The organism is Acinetobacter pollinis (genome assembly GCF_015627175.1).
Taxonomy (GTDB): Bacteria; Pseudomonadota; Gammaproteobacteria; order Pseudomonadales; family Moraxellaceae; genus Acinetobacter; species Acinetobacter pollinis.
On the sequence record NZ_VTDQ01000082.1, the window covers coordinates 1 to 2717 of the forward strand.

Here is a 2717-nt window from a genome sequence, read left to right on the forward strand (position 1 = left end):
GGCACTCAAAACATATCATTAGAAAATACAACGGCTTCAATTGATTACGATTTAACATCGTGGTGCAAACTTGCATCAGATATACGCCCGTTTGTACTTGCGATCGGTGCATTAATGTCTTTCTTGATTGCGTCAGGTGTCATTATGGGTGGTAATGATGATTAGATTACTTTTTATTTTTGGCGACTGGCTTTTAAAAGGTTTTGTTCGTTCTGTACTTATGGGAGCGGGTTTAGGATTGGCAACAGGGGCGGGGCTTCTTGTTGCGATCAATACATACATTGATCATCTTGTTTCACAGTTTGGAACGCTTTCAAGTGATGTTCTTGGTTTGCTTGCAATGTCTGGCGTTCATATCGCTTTGTCATCAATTATTGGTGCTGTCGTATTTAGACTGACGCTCAATAGTGCAAAAGTCACTCTTATTAAAAAGGGTGGTTAAATGTCAAAGATTAGATTAATCACTGGTGGTATCGGTACTGGTAAATCACTTTGGACAGTTGAAGAATTGTTCAAAGAACAAACAAAGGATACTGCAAGAAAAATATTTACAGACATTACAGGCATTAAGAATACAGGAATTGAAAAAGCACCTGACGACTGGAGAACAATTCCTAATAACAGTCTTGTTGTCTATGATGAAGTTCAATACCGTGATTTATTCAGTAGACATAACTCAAAAAGGGATAAACAAATCCTTGATTTGACTACAATTCGTAAACGTGGCATTGAAATGTGGCTCATTACTCAACGAGCAAGATTTTTAAATGCCGATGTTCTAGGTCTTGTAAATGAGCATGTGCATTTAGAAAGAGTAGGGCAAAAAATAAGTAACGTATACATATTTCAAGAAGCTGAGTTAAACATAACAAAGACTAAAAAAATGTTTGCGTTTGAGAAATATAGATGGGTTCACCCTGAGCATTTGTTCGGATTTTATGAATCGATTCAACCCGATGCGAAACACAATAAACGCTCATATTTAAATAAAGGTATTGTCGCTGTTGTCTTAACTTTAGTTTTAGCACTAATTGCAGGTGTTATATTTGTTCGTTCTGCAACGAAACAGGGCATTTCTTCTAATGGTGTTGAAACAAAAAAACCTGATAAACAGTATGTTCAACCAGTGCCGACTTCTACAAATAATCAGGCTCAAGCTGTTCAAGACTCTGCTGATCTGAGCATTGAATGTCGAAAAGGTGAGAATGTTGAAAAGCCTGAGTGTGTAAATTGGTTTAATCAAATATCAAAACGTGAAACTTCTGTTTCTACTGGAGAACATGGACAAACTGTTATTTCGTATGACCCTGAAAAACCTTTTCAAAAACAAGCGATGACTTATCAGGTCAAGACAAAACCTGTATTTAGTGGTTGTATGAAATTAAACGGTAAATACGTGGCGTATACGCAACAAGGTACAATCTTGGACGGTGTTTCACAGTCTGATTGTAAGCGTGTCATAGAAAATGGAGAAAGACCTTTTAACTATTTTAGTGAACAGAAGCAGAATACTGTTACTGGTGCAGTCGGTACTGATCAGGAAAAACTTAAAACAATGTATGAAAACAAAGAGGGCATTTAATGATGATTCACTTGCTTGACTTTCTTTTGCCTCAATTGATTGGTATTTCTATATGTGGCTTTATCATTGACCCAGTTGAACTCATGCGTGGTTTTTTATCTATTGGCTTTTATTTAACGTTGCTTTTTTTTCTTGCGTTATCTTGTTCCACTTTTATTGATTATGTATTTGATCAACACTAATTAGAGGATTTAACAATGACTATTGAATTTACGCTTGATGAATTAAATGAAATTTATGATGTTGCTTTTGATCATAATTATAGAGAGATAGTTGCTAAAATAGAGACGAAATACACACGTTGTTATAGTTGCTATCGTCTTGTTCTAAATGAAGAATTTGAACATCACTATAATTTTACTTGTCCTTGTCGTGAAGATGATTATTAAGTATGAAAAACTTTCTTTTGTATAGCTTTAAGTGCTTAGTTGATTCTGCAAAGAATGAAGAATTTTCTTATAAAACTTTTTTTATTTCTCTTTCACTGTGGGCAATAGTTATTTCTTTTCTTTGGTTACGTTAATCCTCCCATATGCTTCTCAATGGGAGTAACCAAAAAATGAAATCAGGGGAATTGATGTACTCGAGCAGTGCGCAGAGTCATCAAGGCGTAGTCTTTCATTTTTGCATGAATACATATGAATACTGATCAATTAATAAAAATGCTTGAAAGCTATTTGCAATTGTTACAAGAGCAAGATACGAATAATGATGATGAAATAACGCAAGTAAAATTAATGATTTGGTCGATCAGGGACGAATTAAGGACAAAAAGATTTATAAATAGTTTAAGTCTAAGCAATCGAGCTTTTAGGCGTTAGGATTTCCGCATAACTCTATATTATGTTACTTGATTAAGGCATTGATAGCTTTGCTGTCAATGTTCATCAGAACGATTATAAGAGCGTTAGCGGTGTATTGTGATGACTTGCTGTCATTTAACATAAAATTAAGTTATACGACATTCTGTACGCATATACGCACGGGTGAGGGAGGAGGAGCTTGCCGACCGACCGACCCGACACCCGTGCGTAGTTTGATTGGCACACTACTATCTAATAGTGTGCCTGACTCCGAAATTTCGGAAATAATTTAATTCTCGCGCATTAGTTCTTTGCTTTTATTGTGTACTATC

Annotated in this window: 5 protein-coding genes; all 5 read left to right on the forward strand. The window is 35.4% G+C overall.

Translation table 11 applies throughout. The features are described 5' to 3' along the window. Positions 1-12 precede the first annotated feature (12 nt). The 5 genes from I2F23_RS14025 to I2F23_RS13735 are packed head-to-tail and all read left to right on the forward strand — an operon-like array spanning position 13 to position 1971. A complete protein-coding gene (locus I2F23_RS14025) occupies positions 13-165 on the forward strand; it encodes a virulence factor TspB C-terminal domain-related protein (protein WP_323127658.1) in 153 nt (50 codons plus the stop codon). Next, complete coding sequence (locus I2F23_RS13725; protein ID WP_195773123.1) at positions 158-442, forward strand: DUF2523 domain-containing protein; 285 nt, start codon at positions 158-160, stop codon at positions 440-442. The genes I2F23_RS14025 and I2F23_RS13725 overlap by 8 nt, the downstream gene beginning before the upstream one ends. Beyond that, complete coding sequence (locus I2F23_RS13730) at positions 443-1582, forward strand: P-loop NTPase family protein (RefSeq protein WP_195773124.1); 1140 nt, start codon at positions 443-445, stop codon at positions 1580-1582. It abuts the gene before it with no gap. Then, the gene (locus tag I2F23_RS13855) at positions 1582-1764 is read left to right on the forward strand and encodes a hypothetical protein (RefSeq protein ID WP_195774098.1); all 183 of its coding nucleotides are present in this window, start codon (positions 1582-1584) and stop codon (positions 1762-1764) included. Before I2F23_RS13730 ends, I2F23_RS13855 begins: the two co-directional genes overlap by 1 nt. Before the next feature lie 15 nt (positions 1765-1779). Further along, the gene (locus tag I2F23_RS13735; protein WP_213014737.1) at positions 1780-1971 is read left to right on the forward strand and encodes a hypothetical protein; all 192 of its coding nucleotides are present in this window, start codon (positions 1780-1782) and stop codon (positions 1969-1971) included. Positions 1972-2717 lie beyond the last annotated feature (746 nt).

What these genes read in the sequence shown, in the direction of transcription:
- I2F23_RS13725 (WP_195773123.1), top strand. Translation starts at nt 158, where the DNA reads ATGATTAGATTACTTTTTATTTTTGGCGACTGGCTTTTAAAAGGTTTT.
- I2F23_RS13730 (WP_195773124.1), top strand. Translation starts at nt 443, where the DNA reads ATGTCAAAGATTAGATTAATCACTGGTGGTATCGGTACTGGTAAATCA.
- I2F23_RS13855 (WP_195774098.1), top strand. Translation starts at nt 1,582, where the DNA reads ATGATGATTCACTTGCTTGACTTTCTTTTGCCTCAATTGATTGGTATT.
- I2F23_RS13735 (WP_213014737.1), top strand. Translation starts at nt 1,780, where the DNA reads ATGACTATTGAATTTACGCTTGATGAATTAAATGAAATTTATGATGTT.